The following is a 21016-nucleotide window of genomic DNA, read 5'->3' as shown; positions in this document are numbered from 1 at the left end:
TATACATCTAATAGACGAGGTTACAACATGAGAAGCAGATGGCTATCACGTATTACGGCTGCAATTTATATTATCGATTTATTAGGTATTATTGCTACGCTTTGTTTTGTTTTCTTCAATGACTGTGAATATGGTTTTGAGCTTCGTTTTGTAATTGTTTTTATTTATTTCTTCATTTTCTTGAGTCTCTATCTCATCGCCATAAAATTTATTAATCTAAGGAATTACAGCTGGCTGGTGATCAGGAAAAGCCTGATAAGGTGTTTAGGGATTCTTCTCGTAATCTGTATTTCGAAATATTTGTTTAAATATGGTCTTGAGCCAATAAAAGCTTCAAAATTGGATTTTTTGTTTTTTTCGGGTCCACTAGGGAAGGCCACAGCTTATTTATTTGTGGATGCAGCGGTACAGAGAAGCAGGACTGGATAAATATTATAGTCCAATAACAGCCGAACTTCACAGATCGTTCCGATTTACTGTGACTAGAATCACATCCGTAAGGCTTCATTACTCGCTATACTTGGAACATAACAGGTTCAAGAAAGCGAGGAGAGCTTCATGCTAAGTGAAAAAACGATCTCCATTATAAAATCGACAATACCGGTGCTTGAGGTTCACGGAGTGGCGATTACGAAACGTTTCTATCAATTATTGTTTGCGAATCATCCCGAGCTTATGAATGTATTTAATCATGCGAATCAAAGACAGGGCAAACAGCAGGCGGCGCTTGCGAATGCGGTTTACGCGGCAGCCCAATATATAGACAAACTTGAGACAATCCTTCCAGCTGTAAAGCAGATCGCACATAAACACCGCAGTCTTGGCGTTACGGCAGACCAATACCCGATTGTTGGGCAAAATCTGCTTCAAGCCATTAAAGAGGTGCTTGGTGATGCCGCAACTGACGAAATCATTCATGCATGGGCTGAAGCGTATGGCGTGATCGCTAGTGTGTTCATTAGTGTGGAAGAGGAGATGTACCAAGAAGCCGAGCAGCAGCAGGGAGGCTGGGCAGGTTATCGGGCATTCCGGGTGGAACGTAAAGTACAGGAGAGCAGCGTTATTGCTTCTTTCTATTTAGTTCCGCAGGACGGTGGATCTATCGCCTCGTTTAAGCCAGGGCAATATGTCAGCGTGAAGATGGATATTCCGGGTGAAAAAAATACCCACATCCGTCAATACAGTCTGTCGGATGCGCCGGGTAAACCTTATTACCGGATATCGGTCAAAAGGGAAGATACATTGCCAAGCAAGCCTGCCGGGGTGGTCTCTGTGTATCTGCATGAAAAAGTGAAGGAAGGCGAGGTGCTTTGGTTGTCAGCACCTGCTGGAGATTTCACGCTTGCTCTAGAAGAGACTCGTCCAGTCGTCTTGATCAGCGGGGGAGTAGGCTTAACGCCAATGGTCAGCATGCTTAATACGCTTGCGGATACTAAAGCCAGCCGCCAAGTTACCTTTATACATGCTGCGTTGAACGGTGAATTCCATGCGATGAAACAGCAGGTCGAGGAGACTGTAAGCCGTATGTCAGGTGCATCCGTTCATTGGTGTTATGAGAAACCAACGGCTACTGATAGAGAGCTTGATGCCTTTGACCAGGAAGGCTATATCGACTTGCCATGGCTGCAAAAAGTGATTCCGAATAAAGACGCTGTCTTCTACTTCTGCGGACCGGTTCCTTTTATGGCTCATATTAACCGGCTGCTTATTCAGTGGAATATTCCTGCAGAACATATTCATTATGAATTCTTTGGTCCGTCTGGCAGCCTTGATCAACCTTCAGAGCAAGCGGCTGTGCCTCAGCAATAGTCATCACCAAATCAGCATTCTTTCTGGGCACGCAGCAGCCGGTTTATCGTCTCTCGACGCATGCCAATAAACTGTCCGATCTCATCTTGAGTCAGAACATCGGTCAGCACAGCTGGAGAGATATAATGTTCAAACCAAGCTTGCAGCTTTCGAAGCTTGTCAGCGGGTGCAATCGAGGTCAATTGGTCGATCCTCTGCTGCATCATGCGTAGCTTATCCTGCAGCTGCAAGGCGATGGAGCGATATCTGTCGGGATGCTGCTCCAGCTCCCGATACCATGCAGCGGCAGGGATCATATCGACTTCGCAGGTAACAAGGGCGGTCGCGGTACCGAAATAAGGGTTAGGGCTAATAAGGGAATGATGCGGAATGATTTCATCCGGAACGATGATGTTCACGAGAATTTGTGAGCCGTCCGGGTGGATACGTACAATTTTGAGCAGTCCGCTTCGCAGATGGAACAGCGGTCCTGAATCCCCTTGCAGGAATAATGTCTCGCCTTTATGTAAAATCATTGAGCCTCCATAAATACAAGCGAAGCCCGAATGACCGAGGCTTCGTTTTTTTGTCTTCATTATACGATAGTTTGCAATTTGATGTTGCATTGCCTTCCAGTTATTGTATCCTAAGAAAGAACCTATGTTCGATAAGGAGGGGCATGATGCGAAAGGTAGAAACGGAACTGGACATTATTCAACTCGTGATGGAGGATGAGTGGATGATGTCTGTTTTACATACAGCAAAGTCACTGAATCTGCCCGATTGGTGGGTTTGTGCAGGCTTTGTACGGTCGAAGGTGTGGGATTATCTGCACGGTTATACGGAGTGGTCTCCTTTGGCGGATGTTGATTTGATCTACTACGATCTTTCCAATCAGGATGAAGCCGTGGAGAAGCTGTACGAGCAGCAATTAAGAAGCTTGATGCCTGATGTTCCATGGTCGGTAAAAAATGAAGCGAGAATGCATCTTATCAACGATATTCCACCTTTCTCGTCAGCTGTAGATGCGATGTCCAAGTTTCCGGAGGTTGTCACCGCATTAGGCCTAGCCTTGGATGAACAGAATCAGGTTGTTTTATCTGCACCATGGGGGATCGAAGATTTGCTGCATTTTGCTGTCCGCCCAACGCCTCATTTTGCAGACAAGCCAGAACTTATGAAGAGATACGAAGAGCGGCTTATGAAGAAAAACTGGAAGAGCAGGTGGTGGAAGGTTGAAATCATTCGATAACATGGAGACACAGATTTACTTGGTGAGGCATGCGCATTCCAGTTATACAGCCGATGAGCTTAACAGGCCTTTATCTTCATCAGGTGAAGAGGCAGCTCTACAAGCTGCGGATCTATTGAAGGATGAACAGATCACGACGATTTACTCCAGTCCGTATAAAAGGGCGATCCAGACGGTAGAACCTTTAGCAGCCCGGAACGGTATAGCGATACATATTGAAGAAGGATTCAGAGAGCGATTATTATCCGATAAGCACCTTGAGGACTTCAATCATGCCATTACGAAAGTATGGGAGGAAGAAGCCTTTTCTTGGCCGGGCGGTGAGTCGAACCTTGTTGCGCAGCAAAGAGGTGTACAAGCTCTCGAGAAGATTTTACAGGAGCATCAAGGTCAGAAAATTGCGATTGGTACACATGGCAACATCATGGTGTTAATCATGAACGCTCTTAATAATAAATATGGTTTCGAATTTTGGAAACAGCTGAACATGCCGGATATCTATAAACTCAGCTTTAATGGGTTCGCACTTCATCATGTAGAACGGATTTGGAAGTCATCTAAATAGAGGGGCGTGATGATAGGTGAGTAATCTGCTGCAAGTCAGAGTGACGGGAGTCTTAATAGAAGAGAAACGCATACTATTAGTGAAGCAAAGAGTATCTGACATCCGTTCATGGTCATTACCTGGAGGGCGTGTAGAGCAAGGGGAGACGCTGGAAGAAGCCATTGTCCGGGAGCTTGAAGAAGAAACTGGATTAAAGACACGAATCATTAAGCTGCTTTACCTTTGTGATAAACCCGATGCCTCGCCGTCGCTTTTGCATATTACTTTTTTGCTGGAGAGAGTGGGTGGGGAGCTGCGTCTTCCTTCGAATGAATTTGACCTTAACCCGATTAAAGATGTAGCATTTGTTCCAATTATTGAACTCACTGAATACGGTTTCTCCGAAATCTTTGAGCAGCTTGTCCAAGACGGGTTTCCTGAAGCTGGAAGCTACCAAGGATTGAAGAGTAATATTGGTTTGTAAATCGAAGTCATACTCTATCAAAAATCTTAATAATATGTAACTAAGAGAGGGATGTCCCTCTCTTTTCATTCTAATCTCGTTCATTATAGTAGTTGTAGGCTTTCGACAATAAGTCAGCAAGATTCCGGCTTTGTTCTTCCCCTAAGTGGTCAATGAGACCACCAAGATGCTCGTTAAACAGCTCGTCTGCTTCTTTAGCAATTTCCTCACCTTTAGGGGTCAATTCGATTCCTACGGATCGCCGGTCATCAGGATCTACCGTTCGTTCGACAAGCCCATCTGCGATTAGCTTCTTAATAAGCTGAGTGACAGTTGGTGTTGTGACAAGCAGTTTTTTGCTAATTTCGGACACCTTGATTTTGGGATTTCCCTCATCTGTATTCGCCATGATACAAAACAATAGACGCAGCTCACTCCGGTTCAGTCCTCTTACCGATTTCTGCCTCCACTCCGCTTTGGCGAAGCGGGTAAAAGAACTTTTCAGCTGTTGTATGATCTCTTGTTGGTTGTCTTTGTCCATACTTACTCCTATTCCTCAGTTGTTAATTGTTAATACTTGAAATATATCATAATTCTCATTATTATTATAGTTAAGTTGGTAAACTAAATATTTATCACCAAAATAATGGGGTGAAAACGATGGTTAACGTAGGAGTAATGGGTACAGGTTACGTTGGACTTGTTCATGGCGCTGTACTTTCCAGTTATGGATTCCGAGTTACCTGCATGGACGTAGATGAGCCTAAGATCGAGCGTCTAAACCAAGGCATTTCACCGATCTACGAGCCAGGGCTTGAAGAGCTTCTGCATGATGGTTTGGAAAAGGGGACCTTATCCTTTACTACAAGCGCGCAGCAAGTCGTTCAATCCAGTGATGTCCTGTTTATAGCTGTTGGAACGCCTGCAAAAGAAGACGGCAGTGCGGATCTTTCTTATGTCTGGGAAGTTGTGCAGCAGATCGGTAAATATATAAACGGTTATAAAGTAATCGTCAGCAAATCGACGATGCCGGTTGGAACAAGCAGAAGCATTGCCTTATATCTCGACGGTATTCTTAGAGGTACTTCCTACCGGGTTGATGTTGCATCGAATCCGGAATTTCTAAGACAAGGCAAGGCAGTCAGTGATTCGTTAGCGCCATCACGTGTTGTTATTGGAACGGAAAGCGAAGAAGCGAAGGAGCTGCTGAAGGCCGTCTACGCTACTCATCTTGAGCAGGATGTCCCTTTTCTATTCACGAACTGGGAAAGCTCCGAGATGATTAAATATGCGTCCAATTCCTTCCTTGCGGTGAAAATTTCTTTTATAAATGAATTGGCTCTTTTATCCGAGAAGGTTGGCGCGAGAATTCAAGATATTGCGACGGGCATGGGGATGGATGACCGCATCTCGCCGCATTTCCTGCAGGCAGGCCCCGGTTACGGAGGCAGCTGCTTCCCGAAAGATACGCAAGCAATCGTGGATGTCGGCAGGAAGAACGGCGAGGAGCTTTACGTAGTGCGTGCGGCGATTGCTGCAAATGATAAGCAAAAGGCGAAAATGGTCTCCAAGATCGAAGAGGTGCTGTCATTCGATGGAACCTTGAAGGGAAGAATCATTGCGGTATGGGGGCTTGCCTTTAAGCCGGAAACAGATGATATCCGTTATGCTCCGAGCTATGAGATTATCCAAGGGCTGCTCAGCAGAGGAGCTTCCGTTAAGGTCTATTGTCCGCAAGGGATGAGATTAGCGAAGCAGCATTGGACGGAGCTAAGCAGCCGCATTCAATATTGCGATAGTGAGGCGGAATGCGCACAGCAAGCAGATGCTATCGTGCTTATGACGGAATGGGAGCAGTTCCGCACGAGCAATTGGGAGAAGATTGTAAGAACGATGCGTGGCAATGTCTTTTTCGATATGCGAAATATGTTCACCGAGGATTCAGCTGTGCGTCAATGGTTTCACTACTACCCAGTTGGTTCCAGCGAATACGGGTATCCATTGCAGGAGGCACAATGAAAACCTATTGCGTAACCGGGGGAGCGGGTTTTATCGGCTCTCATCTTTGCGAGCAATTGCTCAGTCAAGGTCATCGTGTCATTAATATCGATAATTTCAATGACGTGTACGACTATAAAACGAAAATCAGGAATATCCTGAGTAGTACAGGATCGAATTTTCCATATTCTTATTCGGGAGATAAAGCGAAGGATTTGGCCAAGCTCCAAGCTATGGTGGAATCAGATCATTACCGTCTTGTGATCACGGATATTCGTCATATGGACGAGCTGGACATGGTATTTGAAAGCGAGAAGATTGATGCGGTCATTCATCTTGCAGCAATGGCTGGGGTTCGGCCTTCTATTGATGATCCACTGCTATACGAGGAAGTGAATGTGAAGGGCACCCTGCAAGTGATGGAGGCGATGCGTAAGCATGGCGTTCGCAAATGGCTGTGCGCTTCTTCTTCTTCGGTGTATGGAAACAATAAGAAGGTGCCTTTTTCCGAGGAAGATGTGGTAGATTACAGTATTTCACCTTATGCAGCGACCAAGAAGTCTTGTGAGGTGCTGGGACATACTTACTACCATCTGCATCATATCGATACGATTATGCTGCGTTTCTTCACGGTCTACGGAGAGCGGCAGCGGCCGGATTTGGCGATCCACAAATTCGCGAAGATGCTCGATCGTGGTGAAGAACTAACGATGTACGGGGATGGTTCCTCGAGACGGGACTACACGTATGTCGGTGATATTATTGCTGGTATTCTTGGCGCATTATCGTATGTTGAACAGAGCACTAACGTTTATGAAGTTGTGAATTTGGGCACGAACCGAACCATTACGCTCCGAGATTTAATTACAAGCTTGGAACAGGAGTTTGGCAAAAAAGCTCTTATTCGTATATTGCCTAACCAGCCGGGAGATGTGGAGCAAACTTACGCGGACGTATCCAAGGCGAATCAGTTGTTCAACTATCAACCACGGACCGATTTTGCCCAAGGATTACACAAGTTTGTTAGATGGTATAGGGGGAATTCAAATGGTTAAATTATCGGTCGTTGCGCCAATTTATAACGAGGAAGAGAATATTAAGCTGCTGCATGAAGCTATTACGAATGCAGTGAAAGATAAAGTTGAAAGCTATGAGATTGTACTGATCAACGATGGCAGCAAGGATCGCAGCGCACTTCTGCTGGACGAATTGGCAGAGCAGGACCCTAACTTGAGAGTGATTCATTTCGAGAAAAACTGCGGTCAAACCGCGGCCATTTATGCAGGCTTGAAAGGCTCTACGGGGGAGCTTGTTGCCCTAATAGATGCCGATTTGCAGACCGATCCACGTGATATTTTCAAGCTGATGCCTTACATTCCGAACATGGATTTCGTAAACGGCAAACGCGTTAGACGAAGAGACACGGTTGTGAAGAAAGTATCTTCGCGTGTCGGGAATGGTATACGTAACTGGCTGACGGGTGATCAAATTTATGATACGGGCTGCCCGATGAAGCTGATGAAGCGTGAAGTGGCAGACAGCTATTATTTGTACGAGGGACAGCATCGCTTCCTGCCGACATTAGCGAAGATTAACGGCTTTAAGGTGATTGAGATTGCGGTATCCCACCAGGAAAGACAGCATGGCGTTTCCAAATATGGCGTATTGAATCGAGCATTCGTAGGACTTATGGATGCAATCGTCATTGGCTGGCTCCGTAAACGGGTCATTCGCTATCAGATTAAAGGTCATTAATCATGTGGTGGCATTCGATAATAGGCAATGTGTCGGCTGGCAACATGGGATGGATTATCTTTGGTTTCATTGGGCAAATCATGTTCACGATGCGGTTTATAACCCAATGGCTGGCAAGCGAAAAAGCGAAACAAACCGTTATACCTCAGTCTTTTTGGATCTATAGCATTCTAGGCAGCGCCGTATTATCCATTTATGCGATTTATCGCAAGGATCCGGTATTCCTGCTTGGTCAACTGCCTAGCGTCTTCATTTATTTCCGCAATATTATGCTGAATCGTAAAGCGCGATTGCAAACCTCGAACAGCAATTCCGTTGATCTATGAACGTTTGATGCACCTCTGGACAAGATCATCGGCTTACCTCTTTAGGTAATCCGGTGGATTTTTCCGGGGGTGCATTTTTATTTGACCAAGACGATGTGATTACAAAAGGACAAGCTCAAGAGATCGTGGCATAAAACGCTAATTATTGGCATGTTCTTCCTTTATGCCCTAGAAGTATACTAATCCGTGCATGGTGATGAAAGCGTTGCCAGTAATCGTTGATTTGGAAAGGAGGGCTGACAGGAGGCAAATCATGCGATTGACTCCAACTTAAGCGAAGCCATGAAATGATTATTTAAAATATAAGAAAGTATAAGTTTTCTCTATACTGTGCTTATATTTCATCCGCGAAACGACTGCTCCCCCTAAGGACGCAGCAGTCGTTTACGCTTGTCTAGGGAGGGAATCAACGAATGTACACCATTTATCGGACAACGACGACGAACAAGCTGCTTGTCCTGACGCTTTGCGCTGTCATGCTGGTCTCACTCGTATCGTCATTGTTCATCCGCGAAGCACACGCTGCGGGCTCTTATTTATTATCGCAAAACAAAACCGCATACGCTTCTTCAGTGGAAGGCGGAAATGCAGCAAATCTGGCCGTGGATGGTACAACGGGGACACGTTGGGGAAGCCAATGGGGCGTTGATCCGCAATGGCTTTATGTCGATCTTGGTGCAAATGCTGCTATTGACCGTGTAAAGATTCAATGGGAAGGCGCTTTTGCAACGGCCTATAAGGTTCAAGTATCAAGCGACGAATCCACATGGACGGACGTCTACTCCACAACGACCGGAGACGGTGGTGTGGATGATCTGACTCTTACAGGCAGCGGACGTTATGTAAGAGTGTACGGCACACAGCGGGCCCTCGCCGCTTATGGCTATTCCATTCTGGAGTTTGAAGTATACGGTACTGGCGGATCGACAGCGCCACCGGTTGACTACGGTCCAAACGTTGCGCTGAACAAACCAGTTACGGTTTCATCGACTGAAAATTCCGCCTATTTGCCGCCAGGCTCAACACTTGCTTCCAATGCTGTTGATGGTAATGTAACGACTCGCTGGTCATCCAATGCGACAGATAGTGAATGGATTTATGTGGACCTTGGTGCAGCCCATCAGATCGGCCGGGTTGTCCTGAATTGGGAAGCCGCAGCCGGACGGGCTTATGATGTTCAAGTATCGAATAACGGATCGCAATGGACAACGGTCTATCGTGAGCTCCACTGGGCGGGAGGCAAGCAAGAGATTCCGCTATATACAAACGGACGTTACGTTCGGATGAATGGCATTGGGCGTGCGACAAGCTTTGGTTATTCCCTGCTTGAGCTTGAAGTCTATGATTATATCGCTGGCCAGCCGCAGCCGACGTATTCGATTCCGGCTTTGCCAACACCAACAACTGTACAATCGGGCTCTGGTAGCTATTTGACGAATGATATGCATATGCCGCAGCCGAAATATCCGGCAAACAAGTCATCCAATATTACGACCCCAATCCCGTCGAATGACTGGTGGCAGTCCATCCTGATCAAGCCTTATGGCGACTATCTGGTGACATTGCCGCTGAAAGCGAAGTACTTCCAGCAAGGTCTTGGTATCTTGAACCCGGGAGCAGGCTGGCTGTCTTCAGACGGCAGAGCGGTTAATGCGGATGGAAATCCTGATCTATACGTCATGGCAAGCAGCATTAATACATCCAAGATTCAAACCCGTGTCACCGGTTACGGAGACTGGTCGGTAGACGCTGTTGTAAGTGATGACGCAACAGACAAGATGAAATCTACTTTTGTAAAAGGCTCGCCTTACGTGTATAACACATTTGCGGATCCAAACTCGGTAGAAATCTATTCTTCGCTTATCACGCAATTATTCGATGATAACGGCAATTCCGTTCTGGCAACAGAAGGCGCAACACTAACAGCAGACCACATCGGGGTTAAGCTTACGAATACAGATGGCAGCGGCGCATCCTACACCCGTTACTATGGCATTTTCGCTCCTGCCGGAACGGTGTTTAAGAAGGTTGGAGCTAAGGTGAAAATCCAGCTTGGCAGCGGTGGAAATTACCTGTCAATTGGTGCAATGCCGGCGGCTTCGAACCTGAACTACTTCTATCAGCATGCATATGCCTATGTAACGGATACGAAGGTAAACTACAACTATAACGAATCAACTTCGCAAGTCACAACAGATTACACGTTGACGACTGCGCTCAAGCGTACAGGCTTCTCGAATCAGGCGCTGACAACACTGCTTCCGCATCAATGGAAAGTGTCTTCGGCACCACTTACAACGCTGACGTATCCTTCAGTCCGTGGAACGTTGAAATTGAGCGAAGGAAATACATTTACAACGGTGGACCGTTTCTACGGTATTGTACCGCAGTTCACACAGCCAACGGATTCGGCTTATGACAAGTCGCTTATGGTTTCTTATTTGAAAGCATTGGATGAAGAAACCACAAGTAACTTAATGGCTGCAGATGCTTACTGGCAAGGCAAGAAGCTTCATCCGCTTGCAATGGGCGTACTTGCAGCTAATGAGCTTGGCGAGACGGCTTACCGGGATAAATTCCTGTCACGGATCAAGACTATTTTGACAGACTGGTATACGTACACGAATGGTGAACCGGACTACTTCCTGTACTACAACTCGGATTGGGGTACAACGTATTACAAATCCAGTGAGTTTGGCGCAAACAACGGCATTACAGACCATCACTTTACGTATGGCTACTATGTCTTTGCTTCAGCTGTACTCGCTACATTCGATGATGATTTCAGAACACAATACGGACCAATGATTGACCATCTGGTTCGTGACTATGCGAACCCATCACGTACAGATTTGATGTTCCCGTTCTTCCGCAGCTTTGACCCGTATGAAGGCCATTCATGGGCAGGCGGTTATGCGGATAATGACAACGGTAACAACCAGGAAGCGGCAGGAGAATCACTGTTTGGCTGGGTAGGTCAATACATGTGGGGCTTGACCAATGGAGATACGGCATTCCGCAATGCGGCCATTTATGGCTTTACGACAGAATTGAATGCCGTTATGCAATATTGGTTCAACTTCGACGGAGACAACTGGCTTCCGCAATATACGCACAAAACGGTTGGACAAGTGTATGGTGCCTCCAACTTCTTCGGCACCTTCTTCAACGGAGATCCGGTTTATGTATACGGTATCCACTGGCTGCCAACTGCTGAGTATCTGACAAGCTACAGTCTTCCACAGGGCAAAGCAGCCGCTCTGTACAACGGCTTTGTCGCCGATAACGGCGGTCAGGAGACAGACTGGTATCATATTGTGTGGCCGATCCAGGCGTTAAGTGATCCACAGGCGGTCATTAACAAATGGAGCACGACAAGTATGCAGAAAAATGAGATTTTCAACACGTATTGGTTCGTTCATAACATGGCAACACTTGGTTCCCGCACGAAAGACGTCTGGGCTACAGGCTGGACAAGCGCAACCGTGTATAAGAAAGGAACCACTTATACAGCGCAAGTATGGAATCCAACTTCCAGTCCTGTAACGGTAACGTTCAAGAACGCTGCAGGTACGACAGGAACAGCAGTTGTAGCGGCGAAATCGCTCGTAACCGTTAATCCGATGGTGAATTCGAATACCGGCGATAACTGGGCTCCAGTTGGAAGCGGCGGCGGAGACAACGGTGGCGATAACGGCAATGGCGGCAACAATGGCACAGACACTAACGTAGCGCTTAACAAAACGGTAACGGTATCGTCTACAGAAACACCATTTGCCGGTACGAATGCGGTTGACGGCAGTGCGGCTACACGCTGGGCATCCGTGACGAGTGCAGATCCGCAATCCATTACAATTGATCTTGGCTCCTCGCAGCAGCTTAGCCGTGTAAAGCTGAACTGGGAGACAGCTTACGGCAAATCGTATAAAGTGCAAGTGTCTGTTGACGGCTCGAGTTGGTCCGATATTTACACGACAACAACTGGCGATGGCGGCACGGATGATTTTAACGCAGCAGGTACAGGACGTTATGTAAGAATCTATATGACCGAGCGCGGGACAACCTTCGGCTATTCGCTTTATGAAGTTGAGGTATACGGTCATGCGGCAGCAACGTCGAACTCTTCGCTTCTGTCCGTAGGCAAGACGGCAACCGCATCATCTTACCAAGCTCCTTTCGTTGCGGCTTCGGCATTTGATAATGATCCAGGCACACGCTGGGGTTCGGAAACAGGTGTTGATCCACAATGGCTTATGGTTGATCTTGGGCAGAATCGCGCGGTAACCAATATTAAGTTGAAGTGGGAACCCGCTTATGCGAAGTCGTTCAAGCTGCAAATCTCAACTGACGGCAATAGCTGGACCGATCTGTACAGTACAACAACAGGCACAGGCAGCGATCTTGATCAGAACGTAAACGGCAGCGGCCGTTATGTACGAATGCTTGGCACAGAGCGTGGGACGCAGTGGGGTTACTCGCTCTGGAGTTTTGATGTGTACGGGTATTAATATTTTATAATGGACTGAATGGTAGGTAAGCCCTGCAGCCGATTGGCTTCAGGGCTTATCTTGTTAATAGAATAGTTGTGCGGGCAGAGGGGAAAATACAAATAATGTTACTCCGTTACTCCTTGCCTTAATTCGATATTTAGATTATTATCTAAATATCGAATAGAACGATTTATAAGAAGGTGAGCCACTTGAATGATGCGTTCAAGGCGTTGTCCGACCCAACTCGTCGTCAGATCCTCCAGATGCTAAAGGAACAGGATTTATCCGCCGGACAAATCGCCGATCAATTTAATATTTCCAAGCCGAGTATTTCCCATCATTTGAATCTGCTTAAGCAAGCGAAGCTGGTTAGCGAAGAACGACAAGGACAGAACCGGGTATATTCGCTGAATATGACCGTCGTGCAGGAAGCGATGGGCTGGTTTCTCGGGATGCTTGGGACGAAAGGGGAATGAACGAATGATGAATGAAACAACGGAACAAACGGTACGTTGGACAAGGCAAGATTGGATTTTGCTTGCTGTTAATGCCGTTATCTTTGGCATTGTATTTCTATCTTTTAATCACCGTCTTCCTGATGTTGTGGGTACTCATTACAATATGAGAGGCGAACAGAATGGCTCGATGTCCCGATTCCACATGTGGCTTGTCTATGCTGGTATTGGTATCGTGCTTCCAGCTTTTCTGTCGATGATGAGATTTGTTGATCCTCGGCGGCAAAACTATGAACGTTTCAGCGGCTACTATACATTAATGCGTTGGGTCATCAGCTTATTTCTTCACGGTACCTTCGTGCTTATGATGATGCAAAATCTAAATTACGATTTGCCTTTCTTCCATATTGTGCTTGGCGGGCTAGGCGTTATGTGGATGATAATCGGCAACCGGATGGGCCAGCTTCGCAGCAATTTCTTTGTTGGTATTAAGACACCTTGGGCAATCTCCGACGAGAACAATTGGCGCAGCACACATCGGTTGGGCGCACGGCTTTGGTTTATAGCGGGAATTCTGATGTTTGTTGGCGCATGGGTTCTCCCAGCAAATTGGCTGGTCGCTGATCTTGTCTTTGCCGTTGTACTTAGCTCAGGCGTGCCGTATTTCTATTCCTACCTCTTGTATGCTCGTGCAAAAAAGTCATCGTAACCGAAAAGCAGCTTTGCGGGAACTATCCCTGCAAAGCTGCTTTTTGGTTTAAGGGTTGTAGTAACTTCGTTGGCTACGTTGGAGTTCATACAGTATAATGCAGCGTTCTCGCCCAGTAACTTGAGCTACATTGGATTGCATACAGTATAATCCGAACATTCCAGAGGATAAAAGCTGGCCTGGTGATTATTATTGGAGTAAATCCAACGTAGTACCGGACTACTCCAGTGTAACCTTATTTCACTGGAGTAAATCCAATGTAGGATGCTAAGCGAAAGCGATTTTTCAGAAAGCAAAGGCATCTTTCTGAAAAACGCTTAACAGTCGCGATTTTCCCGAAGCAAGAGCACTTCGGGAAAACGCTTAGACCGCGAATTTCCCGAAGCAGAACACTTCGGGAAAACACTTAGACCGCGATTCTCCCGAAGCAGAACACTTCGGGAAAACGCTTAGACCGCGAATTTCCCGAAGCAGAACACTTCGGGAAAACGCTTAGACCGCGATTTTCCCGAAGCAGAACACTTCGGGAAAACGCTTAGACCGCGATTTTCCCGAAGCAGAACACTTCGGGAAAACGCTTAGACCGCGATTTTCCCGAGGCAGAACACTTCGGGAAAACGCTTAGACCGCGAATTTCCCGAAGCAGAACACTTCGGGAAAACACTTAGACCGCGAATTTCCCGAAGCAGAACACTTCGGGAAAACACTTAGACCGCGATTTTCCCGAAGCAGAACACTTCGGGAAAACGCTTAGACCGCGATTTTCCCGAAGCAGAACACTTCGGTAAAACGCTTAGACCGCGATTTTCCCGAAGCAGAACACTTCGGTAAAACGCTTAGACCGCGATTTTCCCGAAGCAGAACACTTCGGGAAAACGCTTAGACCACACCAAATGTAACTTTACGTACCAAATAGTCTACTTTTTCCGACATAACCTCATCGTTAACCTGAGGGATTATATCGTGTTTGAAGAGCTGCTGTTTCTTGATTTGATAGTAGTCCCAGATTGCGTTACGCAGCGTAAGGTTGTTTTTCATGAGATAAAGGGGATCGAGCAGCTTCTGGAAGATCAGCTCATCCTGCAATATATACAGCATTGCGTTCAAATCATTCATATAACCTTCGGCAATACCTCGCTCATAAAACGACCGCAAGCGGTTGTTTCGATCACTAATCGCCACCTCGATCGAGGCCATCAGCTGCGGATATACCTCACGCAAATCATGGAAGAAGGCTTCCGTACCATAGTTTGCAATTAGAAGCGTCTGGGCAAAGGTGGACTGAAAGCCCTGAATATAAGCTTCACTGCTGCCTTCCTTCAATTGGCTCTCATCACATACGACATATCTGATATAAAGGGCTGTAAGCCGTTCGATAATCTCATCACGAGAAGGGAAGTACTTGTATAATGTCGCTTTGGACAGATCCATCGCTTTGGCGATGTCATCCATGCGAAGTCCTTGGAAGCCGTTCGCCTTTATGGGATGCAACAGCTTTGCGACATATTTGTTTTTGGTTGTTTCATCGGTGTATCGGCAGCTCTGCGTTTCGTTTGTTGTTTCCATACGCGCTCACACTCACTTCCTATGTAAGGAGTATACATGATTTTTTCGGATAAAGAAATGGACTAGTTAGTCAAAGTAAACTAATTTTATGTAAATGAGTTTACTTTGACTAACTTTTGCAGTATGATCATTTCTACAATAGGCCAACTGGCCAATAGAGAACAGGAGAAGAGAAACATATGAGTACTTCATCCAACCAGAATATTCGATTCTGGCCGATTATGACTGCTATATTTTTTGGTGCTTTTCTAAGTATCCTTGGGATCAGCACCATTAATGTGGCGTTGTCGATCTTTATGCAGGACTTCCATACGGACCTAAGTACGGTGCAGTGGACCTTAACCGGCTTTATGCTTTCCTTAGGAACAATAGCGCCGTTGACTGGTTTCCTGGGGAATAAGTTCGGTTATAAAAATGTTTATCTTTACGCAATGATTGGCTTTGTTCTATTTTCCTTATTGTGTGGATTTTCATGGAATGCGGGATCTCTGATCACATTCCGTATAATTCAAGGTATCTTTACAGGGCTTGTCATGCCAGCGACAATGACGATTATTTTCCAAACCATTCCGAAAGAGCAGCAGCCGTTTGCCGTTAGTATCTGGGGCTTATCCGGTATGCTTGCACCAGCTTTTGGGCCAACGATCAGCGGCTGGCTTATCGAACAATTTAACTGGCGTTGGATTTTCTTCATGAATGTGCCGATTGGTATCGTTGCGATCTTGTTTATTATCGCGATGATTCCGGATATTAGATTAGGCGCTGCCAAACAGTTAGATAAACTCGGTCTTGCTACCGTTGTTCTCAGCAGTGTTGCACTGCTAGTGGCTTTGAGCGAAGGCCGCCAGTGGGGCTGGGATTCAGGTAAAGTCATCGGCTTGTTTGTATTTGGCGCCCTCATGCTTGTTGCGTTCATATGGCGTGAGCTTAAGGCCGAGAATCCTTTACTTGAACTGAGAGTATTTAAGAACTATCGTTTCTCCATCACGTTAGTTGCCAATACGATCATTACAATCAGCTTGTACTCCGGTACGCTGCTAGTACCTTTGTTCTTGCAAAACGTTCAGGCGATTACGGCGATGGACACAGGACTTATCCTGCTCCCATCCTCGCTTGTTATGGCGCTTGCCATGCCGATCGCTGGTAAACTGTATCCGCGGATCGGTGCCAAATGGATGACCATTGGCGGGCTTGTACTCATTATTGCGGGCAGTTATGAAATGACTCATCTGCATACGGACAGCTCGCATTTCTATATTATTTTCTGGATGGCTGTTCGTAATCTTGGTGTTTCGTTTGCTGCTGCTGCAACAAGCACAGCTGGTATGGAGGAGATTCAACCGCAGATGGTGGGTCACGCTTCTTCCGTAACGAACTGGGTTCGTAATGTGGGTGGATCCTTTGCGATTGCCTTATTTACATCACTGCTTGCTTCCCATACGATTACGCATGCTACTGATCTGACGCAAGCTGGCCAAGAGAGTGCGAAGACTATACCATTGTTCGCCTTTACACTGAGCGTCAATGACGTCTTTATGATCGCGACTTATATTGCTGTAGTAGCCATTCCGTTTACGCTCGTTATTCGTAAAAAAGCGATGCGCGCAAAGACGGTTACGGCTGCAGCCTGATGAATAATAAAGAAGCACTATGATTCATAACAGAAGCCCGAGTGTCACTTTTCAAAGTGCCATTCGGGCTTCTGTTTAGGTCATGGTCATTTTTTTGTTATTGACAGTAAAATACCTCCATGCTAATCTTAAACCACAGTTAATCAATAGGAATTAATGTAATTAATCATATCGTCTACCGTTCTAACGGAGGCATTCTCTCGCATGATGAGGATGCCTCCTTTTTGTTTTCTACTTGTCCTTCATAATGAGATGGTGAAAGTGGTGATGAAGATGAGCAGTCAAGCTGCAGCAGCGGTCAAAACGCCAGGCAGGCTGGCGCTTACAGGACTTGCGCTTGTTTTTCCGGTAACCTTACTTGTCCTATGGCAAGTACTTGGGCATTACGGCTATATCTCTGAATTGCTGTTCCCTACACCGTATACGATTATTGAGTCTGGTATTTCCTTAGCGGCCTCCGGAGACTTATGGACGAACATTCGGGTCAGCGTCATAAGGGCTCTGCTGGGATTTGGGCTTGGCGGCTCGCTTGGATTGGTGTTTGGTATCGCAGTAGGGCTGTTCAGAAGGACAGAAAAGCTGCTTGATCCTTCCATTCAGATGATTCGGATGATTCCAAGTCTTGCTGTTGTGCCGCTGTTTATATTGTGGTTCGGCATCGGCGAGGAATCCAAAGTACTGCTTATTGCCAAAAGCGCATTTTTCCCGCTGTATATCAATACGTTTCTTGGGATCCGCAATGTTGATAATAAGCTGTTTGAAGTGGCGAGAGTGCTTGGCTTCAGTCGTCTCAAGCAAGTGACTAGGCTTATCCTGCCGGCGGCGCTGCCGAACATCATCTTGGGGGCGCGGCTTTCGGTCGGACTTTCCTGGCTGGGCTTGGTTGTAGCAGAGCTGATTGCTTCGACCTCAGGGATCGGCTATATGATGTCGGATGCGCGGCAGTTTGCCGATACGCCGGTTGTATTCGTGGGGATTTTCACCTTCGCCATACTGGGACTGTTTACGGACTCCTTGCTCGCTTTGATCGAACGACGGCTGCTCAGATGGAAAGACCGTTATGACGGATAGACAGGAGGGATAAAAGATGAGCAATTCTATCGAAGCAATCGTTCCGCCTCAAGTGGCAACAGAAGCTGATCATGGAACGGGGCCAGCAGGACAGGAGAGAGCGGTTAGAAGCGGAGCGGCAAGGCACAAATGGCGGCCATCGAAGCTTGTTGCAGTCGTACTGAAGGATATAGCGATTGGTGCAGCTATTCCCGTTATTCTCCTCATCTTATGGCAGATTGCAGCATCGGCCGGATATATCTCCCCGACGTTCATGCCATCGCCGGGTTCCATTCTGCAGGCTTTCTGGACACTTGTGACATCGGGAAATTTGCTGCATCATCTGCTGGTCAGCATGGGCAGAGCCGGTCTTGGCTTTCTGATCGGAGGAGCAGCAGGGCTTTTGCTCGGATTATTAAATGGAATGTTCAGGAAAGCTCAATATTTGCTTGATCCAAGCATTCAAGCGCTTCGGCTAGTTCCACATCTTGCCATCGCACCGCTTATTATCCTCTGGTTCGGTTTCGGAGAAACCTCGAAAATAGCGATAATCGTGACCGGTTCCTTCTTCCCGTTGTATATCAATACGTTTCTAGGGATCCGCAATGTGGACAATAAGCTGTTTGAAGTGGCAAGTATACTAGGCTTCAGCCCACTGAAGCGATTGATTAAACTTATTATTCCGGCATCGCTTCCTGATATTCTGATTGGTATGCGCATCTCGCTTGCCGTGTCCTGGATTGGGCTTGTTGTAGCGGAGTTGATCGGCTCCCGTTCAGGTATTGGCTTCCTCATCAATGAGGCGAAGCAGAATTCGGAAACCTCTATTATATTCGTTGGCATAATTATATTTGCCGTTATTGGCAAGCTTATCGATTCTTTCATGAAAGGTTTTGAGAGCAGATGGCTGAACTGGCGGGACAGCTATAAAGGTTAACGACTTAAAGCTGTCCTCGCCCTGCAAGCTCTATAATAGTCGAAATATTCAATTAATTATTTAATGAGGGGGAATAGGAAAATGTCGATTTTATCATTAAGTGGTGCTATTCAATTGCAAGCGGATGTACTTGTTATCGGTGGTGGACCAGCGGGAACATGGGCAGCGATCACAGCTGCTTCGCAAGGAGCGAAGGTGATTCTGGCGGACAAAGGCTATTGCGGCTCAAGTGGTGCAACAGCTCCATCCGGTACCGGCGTTTGGTATGTGAAACCCGAAGATCGGCTGCGTGAGGAGGCGAAGGCGAGTCGTTACGAAATGGGCGGCCGCCTAGCCGAGCACCGCTGGATGGATAGAGTGCTTGACCGTACGTACGAGAACATGAACCGTCTGGGCCATGCGGGATATCCGTTTCCGAAGGATGATGACGGAAATCTGCATAAGAGAGGGCTGCAGGGGCCTGAATATATGCGGTTAATGCGAAGACTGGTACAGAAAGCAGGCGTAAAAATTTTGGATCACAGCCCTGTCCTTGAACTGCTTGTGGATCAATACGGCGTTGGCGGCGCGTCTGGCGTACAAACACAAACCGGAGATGCATGGACGGTACATGCTGGTGCCGTTGTAATCGCTACGGGTGGATGTGCATTCCTCAGCAGGGCACTTGGCTGCAATGTCTTGACTGGTGATGGATATTTGCTCGCAGCTGAGACAGGCGCTGAGCTGTCGGGCATGGAGTTTTCGAACGCTTACGCAATCAGCCCGACCTTCTCTTCCGTTACGAAGACGGCTTATTATTCCTACGCTTCATTTTATTACGAGGATGGTACGCCGGTGGAAGGCGCAGGTTCGAAACGCGGCCGCTCTATCATTGCCCGTAAGCTTCAGGAGGGGAGGCAGGTGTATGCGAAGCTGGATCTTGCTCCGGAGGAAATTAAACCGCTGCTGCGGGTGAACCAAACGAATTTCTTCCTGCCGTTCGACCGCCGCGGAATTGATCCGTTTACGGATTTGTTCCCGGTAACGCTTAGGCTTGAAGGGACTGTTCGCGGAACAGGCGGTATCCGCATTACAGATGAGACCTGTGCTACATCGGTGCCTGGCTTATATGCAGCCGGTGATGCAGCTACACGTGAGCTGATCTGCGGCGGGTTCACTGGGGGCGGCAGTCATAACGCGGCTTGGGCGATGTCCTCTGGCTCATTCGCTGGGGAAGGCGCTGCCGCTTATGCGAAAAAAGCAGGAGACCATGCAACTGACCGCAATCTTCGTAGTGCTTCCACTTCAGTCATTACGAATACTGCAGCCTCGTCTTCTGGCAAGACGGAGGAAATAGTCCGTGCGGTGCAGGATGAGGTTACGCCGTATGATCGCAATCTGTTCCGTACGGAGCAAGGGCTGAAAGGCTCGCTCGAGCGGCTTGATGGGCTGTGGAATGACCAGCGGAATCAGGTGGTGGAGCGCTCGGCTAAGGGGGTAAAAGCACGCGAAGCTGCTGCGATGACCGCTACGGCAAGATGGATGTACAATTCTGCACTTGCCCGGAAGGAGACACGCGGCATGCACAAGCGTGAAGATTTCCCGACATTGGATGCGGGGCAGCATTATCGTCTGATCAGCGGAGGGCTTGATCAGGTATGGGTGAAGCCGGAAGCCGTCAATGAAACTCCTGCAGTGAAGGAGGTTATCGCACCATGATTGAGGTAGTAAGCGAGTCCCGGTGCGTCTCCTGTAACCAATGCGTATCCGTATGCCCAACGAACGTATTTGACCGCGGGGAGGATGGCATTCCCGTCATCGCCAGACAAGACGATTGCCAAACCTGCTTCATGTGTGAGCTGTATTGCCCGGTTGATGCGCTGTATGTGGCACCGGATTCGGAGCAGGTGATCGGTATTTCGGAGCAGGAGGCTGAGCAGCAAGGTCTGCTTGGCGGCTACCGAGAGAAGGTCGGCTGGGGCAAAGGCAGAAAGCCTGTAGCTTCGCATGATTACATGTACCGGCTGTCGCTGTTCGCAAGGTTCTAATCATTTAATGTAATTTGATCATTTA

General features: G+C 47.2%; 20 protein-coding genes. 17 read left to right on the top strand and 3 right to left on the bottom strand.

All coding sequences use genetic code 11. The features are described from left to right. The first annotated feature begins 27 nt into the window (after positions 1 to 27). Positions 28 to 429, top strand: coding sequence for a hypothetical protein (locus AB4Y93_RS12320; RefSeq protein WP_441892277.1), 402 nt, complete (start codon positions 28 to 30; stop codon positions 427 to 429). A gap of 129 nt (positions 430 to 558) precedes the next feature. Beyond that, positions 559 to 1809 carry an NO-inducible flavohemoprotein gene (gene hmpA, locus AB4Y93_RS12315; RefSeq protein ID WP_441892275.1) on the top strand — a complete coding sequence of 417 codons (1251 nt, stop codon included), beginning with the start codon at positions 559 to 561 and terminating at the stop codon, positions 1807 to 1809. 11 nt (positions 1810 to 1820) lie between these two features. Here the strand turns inward: hmpA and AB4Y93_RS12310 are convergent, their stop codons facing one another. Then, positions 1821 to 2324, bottom strand: coding sequence for a Crp/Fnr family transcriptional regulator (locus AB4Y93_RS12310; protein ID WP_441892273.1), 504 nt, complete (start codon positions 2322 to 2324; stop codon positions 1821 to 1823). A gap of 146 nt (positions 2325 to 2470) precedes the next feature. On the opposite strand from AB4Y93_RS12310, the gene AB4Y93_RS12305 reads away from it, so the two are divergent. From AB4Y93_RS12305 to AB4Y93_RS12295, 3 genes are read left to right on the top strand one after another with little or no spacing between them, the layout of a single operon-like run. Next, positions 2471 to 3040 carry a nucleotidyltransferase family protein gene (locus AB4Y93_RS12305; protein ID WP_441892271.1) on the top strand — a complete coding sequence of 190 codons (570 nt, stop codon included), beginning with the start codon at positions 2471 to 2473 and terminating at the stop codon, positions 3038 to 3040. Continuing rightward, complete coding sequence (locus AB4Y93_RS12300; RefSeq protein ID WP_441892269.1) at positions 3024 to 3605, top strand: histidine phosphatase family protein; 582 nt, start codon at positions 3024 to 3026, stop codon at positions 3603 to 3605. The genes AB4Y93_RS12305 and AB4Y93_RS12300 overlap by 17 nt, the downstream gene beginning before the upstream one ends. A 16-nt stretch (positions 3606 to 3621) precedes the next feature. Then, the gene (locus AB4Y93_RS12295; RefSeq protein WP_441892267.1) at positions 3622 to 4068 is read left to right on the top strand and encodes an NUDIX hydrolase; all 447 of its coding nucleotides are present in this window, start codon (positions 3622 to 3624) and stop codon (positions 4066 to 4068) included. 70 nt (positions 4069 to 4138) lie between these two features. On the opposite strand, the gene AB4Y93_RS12290 is transcribed toward AB4Y93_RS12295, so the two are convergent. After that, positions 4139 to 4588 carry a MarR family winged helix-turn-helix transcriptional regulator gene (locus AB4Y93_RS12290; protein ID WP_441892265.1) on the bottom strand — a complete coding sequence of 150 codons (450 nt, stop codon included), beginning with the start codon at positions 4586 to 4588 and terminating at the stop codon, positions 4139 to 4141. 119 nt (positions 4589 to 4707) lie between these two features. On the opposite strand from AB4Y93_RS12290, the gene AB4Y93_RS12285 reads away from it, so the two are divergent. The 7 genes from AB4Y93_RS12285 (at position 4708) to AB4Y93_RS12255 (ending at position 13780) form a co-directional block, all read left to right on the top strand. Further along, positions 4708 to 6066, top strand: a complete 1359-nt coding sequence (locus AB4Y93_RS12285; protein ID WP_441892263.1) for a UDP-glucose dehydrogenase family protein — start codon at positions 4708 to 4710, stop codon at positions 6064 to 6066. Continuing rightward, on the top strand, positions 6063 to 7100 hold the full coding sequence (locus tag AB4Y93_RS12280) for a GDP-mannose 4,6-dehydratase (RefSeq protein WP_441892261.1): 1038 nt from the start codon (positions 6063 to 6065) through the stop codon (positions 7098 to 7100). The genes AB4Y93_RS12285 and AB4Y93_RS12280 overlap by 4 nt, the downstream gene beginning before the upstream one ends. Then, positions 7093 to 7800, top strand: coding sequence for a glycosyltransferase family 2 protein (locus AB4Y93_RS12275; RefSeq protein ID WP_441892259.1), 708 nt, complete (start codon positions 7093 to 7095; stop codon positions 7798 to 7800). Before AB4Y93_RS12280 ends, AB4Y93_RS12275 begins: the two co-directional genes overlap by 8 nt. Before the next feature lie 2 nt (positions 7801 to 7802). Further along, on the top strand, positions 7803 to 8126 hold the full coding sequence (locus AB4Y93_RS12270; RefSeq protein WP_208420382.1) for a lipid-A-disaccharide synthase N-terminal domain-containing protein: 324 nt from the start codon (positions 7803 to 7805) through the stop codon (positions 8124 to 8126). Positions 8127 to 8539: 413 nt separating this feature from the next. Next, positions 8540 to 12634 (top strand): galactose-binding domain-containing protein, encoded by a 4095-nt coding sequence (locus AB4Y93_RS12265; protein ID WP_441892257.1) that lies wholly within the window; start codon positions 8540 to 8542, stop codon positions 12632 to 12634. A gap of 191 nt (positions 12635 to 12825) precedes the next feature. Then, the gene (locus AB4Y93_RS12260) at positions 12826 to 13092 is read left to right on the top strand and encodes an autorepressor SdpR family transcription factor (RefSeq protein WP_441892255.1); all 267 of its coding nucleotides are present in this window, start codon (positions 12826 to 12828) and stop codon (positions 13090 to 13092) included. A gap of 4 nt (positions 13093 to 13096) precedes the next feature. Continuing rightward, the gene (locus AB4Y93_RS12255) at positions 13097 to 13780 is read left to right on the top strand and encodes an SdpI family protein (RefSeq protein ID WP_441892253.1); all 684 of its coding nucleotides are present in this window, start codon (positions 13097 to 13099) and stop codon (positions 13778 to 13780) included. Positions 13781 to 14659: 879 nt separating this feature from the next. On the opposite strand, the gene AB4Y93_RS12250 is transcribed toward AB4Y93_RS12255, so the two are convergent. Then, positions 14660 to 15346, bottom strand: coding sequence for a TetR/AcrR family transcriptional regulator (locus AB4Y93_RS12250; RefSeq protein ID WP_441892251.1), 687 nt, complete (start codon positions 15344 to 15346; stop codon positions 14660 to 14662). Positions 15347 to 15525: 179 nt separating this feature from the next. On the opposite strand from AB4Y93_RS12250, the gene AB4Y93_RS12245 reads away from it, so the two are divergent. The 5 genes from AB4Y93_RS12245 (at position 15526) to AB4Y93_RS12225 (ending at position 20991) form a co-directional block, all read left to right on the top strand. Next, positions 15526 to 16977, top strand: coding sequence for a DHA2 family efflux MFS transporter permease subunit (locus AB4Y93_RS12245; protein ID WP_441892249.1), 1452 nt, complete (start codon positions 15526 to 15528; stop codon positions 16975 to 16977). Between the two features lie 273 nt (positions 16978 to 17250). After that, on the top strand, positions 17251 to 18048 hold the full coding sequence (locus AB4Y93_RS12240) for an ABC transporter permease (protein WP_441892555.1): 798 nt from the start codon (positions 17251 to 17253) through the stop codon (positions 18046 to 18048). Between the two features lie 16 nt (positions 18049 to 18064). Beyond that, entirely contained in the window at positions 18065 to 18964 is a 900-nt protein-coding gene (locus tag AB4Y93_RS12235) for an ABC transporter permease (protein ID WP_441892247.1), read from the top strand. Between the two features lie 81 nt (positions 18965 to 19045). After that, positions 19046 to 20662 carry an FAD-dependent oxidoreductase gene (locus tag AB4Y93_RS12230; RefSeq protein ID WP_441892245.1) on the top strand — a complete coding sequence of 539 codons (1617 nt, stop codon included), beginning with the start codon at positions 19046 to 19048 and terminating at the stop codon, positions 20660 to 20662. After that, positions 20659 to 20991, top strand: a complete 333-nt coding sequence (locus AB4Y93_RS12225; RefSeq protein ID WP_167279085.1) for a 4Fe-4S dicluster domain-containing protein — start codon at positions 20659 to 20661, stop codon at positions 20989 to 20991. Before AB4Y93_RS12230 ends, AB4Y93_RS12225 begins: the two co-directional genes overlap by 4 nt. Positions 20992 to 21016 lie beyond the last annotated feature (25 nt).

The organism is Paenibacillus sp. YAF4_2, from assembly GCF_052113225.1.
Classification (GTDB): Bacteria; Bacillota; Bacilli; order Paenibacillales; family Paenibacillaceae; genus Pristimantibacillus.
Note: the sequence above shows the minus strand (reverse complement) of the source record. Positions and strands in the feature narration are given on the sequence as shown.

What these genes read in the sequence shown, in the direction of transcription:
- AB4Y93_RS12320 (WP_441892277.1), top strand. Translation starts at nt 28, where the DNA reads ATGAGAAGCAGATGGCTATCACGTATTACGGCTGCAATTTATATTATC.
- hmpA (WP_441892275.1), top strand. Translation starts at nt 559, where the DNA reads ATGCTAAGTGAAAAAACGATCTCCATTATAAAATCGACAATACCGGTG.
- AB4Y93_RS12310 (WP_441892273.1), bottom strand. Translation starts at nt 2,324, where the DNA reads ATGATTTTACATAAAGGCGAGACATTATTCCTGCAAGGGGATTCAGGA.
- AB4Y93_RS12305 (WP_441892271.1), top strand. Translation starts at nt 2,471, where the DNA reads ATGCGAAAGGTAGAAACGGAACTGGACATTATTCAACTCGTGATGGAG.
- AB4Y93_RS12290 (WP_441892265.1), bottom strand. Translation starts at nt 4,588, where the DNA reads ATGGACAAAGACAACCAACAAGAGATCATACAACAGCTGAAAAGTTCT.
- AB4Y93_RS12285 (WP_441892263.1), top strand. Translation starts at nt 4,708, where the DNA reads ATGGTTAACGTAGGAGTAATGGGTACAGGTTACGTTGGACTTGTTCAT.
- AB4Y93_RS12280 (WP_441892261.1), top strand. Translation starts at nt 6,063, where the DNA reads ATGAAAACCTATTGCGTAACCGGGGGAGCGGGTTTTATCGGCTCTCAT.
- AB4Y93_RS12275 (WP_441892259.1), top strand. Translation starts at nt 7,093, where the DNA reads ATGGTTAAATTATCGGTCGTTGCGCCAATTTATAACGAGGAAGAGAAT.
- AB4Y93_RS12270 (WP_208420382.1), top strand. Translation starts at nt 7,803, where the DNA reads ATGTGGTGGCATTCGATAATAGGCAATGTGTCGGCTGGCAACATGGGA.
- AB4Y93_RS12265 (WP_441892257.1), top strand. Translation starts at nt 8,540, where the DNA reads ATGTACACCATTTATCGGACAACGACGACGAACAAGCTGCTTGTCCTG.
- AB4Y93_RS12255 (WP_441892253.1), top strand. Translation starts at nt 13,097, where the DNA reads ATGATGAATGAAACAACGGAACAAACGGTACGTTGGACAAGGCAAGAT.
- AB4Y93_RS12250 (WP_441892251.1), bottom strand. Translation starts at nt 15,346, where the DNA reads ATGGAAACAACAAACGAAACGCAGAGCTGCCGATACACCGATGAAACA.
- AB4Y93_RS12245 (WP_441892249.1), top strand. Translation starts at nt 15,526, where the DNA reads ATGAGTACTTCATCCAACCAGAATATTCGATTCTGGCCGATTATGACT.
- AB4Y93_RS12240 (WP_441892555.1), top strand. Translation starts at nt 17,251, where the DNA reads ATGAGCAGTCAAGCTGCAGCAGCGGTCAAAACGCCAGGCAGGCTGGCG.
- AB4Y93_RS12235 (WP_441892247.1), top strand. Translation starts at nt 18,065, where the DNA reads ATGAGCAATTCTATCGAAGCAATCGTTCCGCCTCAAGTGGCAACAGAA.
- AB4Y93_RS12230 (WP_441892245.1), top strand. Translation starts at nt 19,046, where the DNA reads ATGTCGATTTTATCATTAAGTGGTGCTATTCAATTGCAAGCGGATGTA.
- AB4Y93_RS12225 (WP_167279085.1), top strand. Translation starts at nt 20,659, where the DNA reads ATGATTGAGGTAGTAAGCGAGTCCCGGTGCGTCTCCTGTAACCAATGC.